Below are 2,442 nucleotides of genomic sequence, written 5' to 3'. Positions count from 1 at the left end.
GGCTACAAATACAAGATCGATGTAAAACATCGCCATATGGTAGAGCCAGTTCCAGCCTTTGAAACGTCACGTGATGCGGAGCTAGTTAAAGCTTGTGAACGCTTAACTGGAGTTCCAGCAGAGGCGGTAGCTTTTGCAACGGAAGCCCCCTTCTTGAGTGGAATGGGAATGGAGACAGTTGTAATGGGCGCTGGATCAATTGATCAAGCTCATCAACCCAATGAGTTTCTTGCCGAGCAACAAGTTGGAGAAATGGCTAAGGTCCTTTCGTCGCTGATCAATAGTTATTGTATCGCGCAGCCTTAGTACGAGAGATAATAAAACATGCAAGATTGGATTAACTGGTTTCGTCACGCTTCACCCTATATCAATCAACACCGAAATCGCAGCATGGTTTTCGGCGTTTGTGGTGAGGCGATTGAGCATAAGAATTTTATTAACATCGTTCATGATATTGCTTTGCTATGTAGCCTAGGTATTCGTGTGGTGCTGGTCTTAGGAGCACGTCCTCAGATCGACAGAAATTTAATGTCGCGTGGTTTGAGTTCTGTTGTTGAGGAAAACCTAAGAGTTACGAGTAAGGAAGCACTTCCTAGCGTGCTCGAAGCATATGGCAAGGTAAGAAGTGAAGTAGAAGCCTTACTTTCTATTGGATTGGTCAACTCACCAATGCATGGCTCTTCGATTAAAGTGGTGAGTGGTAATTTCATTTCGGCGAAGCCTATGGGGGTCTTAAACGGCATTGATTATGGCTGGACCGGCAAAGTGCGTAAGGTTGATAGTGAAAGTATTAACGGTCACTTAAAAAGCGGTGCACTGGTTCTTCAAACAGGGCATGGTTACGCAGTGACCGGTGAAATTTTTAATCTGTCTTATGAAGAGTTAGCAACAGACATTGCCGTGGCACTAAATGCTGAAAAGCTCATTATGCTGGGTAGCGACAAAGCGATAGATGATGGGACGGGTGAAACCTGTAGACAGATAACCCCGGATGTCGCACAGTCATTAGTCTCTTCGACAAGCGACGATGATAACGCAAGGTTATTGGCATTAGCTCAACGTGCTTGTGATCTTGGCGTTAAGAGAACTCACCTTTTAAGTTATGTCTCTGATGGTGCGATTCTTGAAGAACTATTTACGCGAGATGGTATTGGTACCATGGTTAGCGCAGAAAGTTATGATGAGGTAAGAGCCGCCACCTTGGACGACTTAAATGGCATTCAAGAATTGATTCAGCCCTTAGAAGAGCAAGGGATTTTAGTGCGTCGCTCTCGTGAAGTTCTCGAGACCGAGCTAGATGCATTTACCGTTAATGTTCGCGACAATGCTATTATCGCGTGCGCTGCTCTGTACTCATATCCTGAGGTAGGGTGTGCAGAATTATCTTGTTTTGCTGTCGACCCTGAGTATCGTAAAGAAGGGCGTGGTGATTACATGCTTGAAGAGATTACAAATCAAGCGAAAGCTCAAAATCTTGAGTATTTGTTCGTTCTAACCACTCAGACGGAGCATTGGTTTTTAGAACGAGGTTTTGAGATGAGTGCTTACTCGGAGTTGCCTGATTCAAAGCAATATGACGTTAGCCGCAAGGCAAAAGTTTTAAGGAAAAAACTGAAGTAACGGTCCAATGATCACAGAACGAAGAACCCAAGAACGTATATCGAGTGAACAAGCCGCCACGCTGTATTTAGAATCTGGTGAAAGCTATGCCTGTGTTATTGCCGACTTTTGCGGCCAAGGGATGTATATCACTTACACGGCCAATGCACTTGGTTTATCTGAAGATAATCGCGTCATACGTGTGAGTTTTGTCGATGAGTTAGGGAAAGAACTTTTTGTAAACGCTGAGCCAAGACACGTGACATCGCAGGCGGCTGGTTTGCGTTTTTTAAATAGCTATCCTCACGTCGTAGAAAACTTAACTAAGCGCTTTGCTAACCGAGAAACGCCTGATATATCAGCTGTTCATCGCCTGGTGATCGAGCGTTGTTTACAACAATCAGATATAGCGATTACGGCAGCGTTAGAGGGCGTTCTTCCAGAAATCGTACAGTCATTCCAACAATCTGCAATCAAAGCATCGACTGATCAAGATGCAAATGCGCGCATGAGTATTGCTGAGCGCGTTGAGAAGCATAGTTCGAGTATTATTTCCAAAGCTCGCAACGATATTCTTAGCTTTGACAGCTTAGCTTTAGAGTTTTCTCAACACGAAGAAAACGAGTCGAATTTAAGTATTATCGAAAAAGTAGAGTTTGAAGATTGGTTAATCGCGCGGGTGCTCATTACGCGTTTAGAATCGCACTTTCGTACAGATTTATTGCTACTAAAAATGCGCACGGATGCAATGAATTATCATAGTCCGATTGCGAGCAGTAGCCCCTTAGGTCCAGAACGAGCGGTTTACGCATTTCGTTCAGCGATACATCGTTTCGTTAATGA

General features: G+C 44.1%; 3 protein-coding genes. All 3 read left to right on the top strand.

Features of this window, described 5'->3' with window-relative positions:
* On the top strand, window positions 1–306 hold a 306-nt coding region (locus A3762_RS09920; RefSeq protein ID WP_156493369.1), incomplete at its 5' end, for a M20/M25/M40 family metallo-hydrolase.
* 18 nt (window positions 307–324) lie between these two features.
* The gene (gene argA, locus A3762_RS09915) at window positions 325–1,620 is read left to right on the top strand and encodes an amino-acid N-acetyltransferase (protein ID WP_068755228.1); all 1,296 of its coding nucleotides are present in this window, start codon (window positions 325–327) and stop codon (window positions 1,618–1,620) included.
* Between the two features lie 7 nt (window positions 1,621–1,627).
* Window positions 1,628–2,442 (top strand): DUF1631 family protein (locus A3762_RS09910; protein ID WP_156493368.1); only part of this gene is annotated, 815 nt, incomplete at its 3' end.

Source organism: Oleiphilus sp. HI0125, from assembly GCF_001635355.1.
Note: the sequence above shows the minus strand (reverse complement) of the source record. Positions and strands in the feature narration are given on the sequence as shown.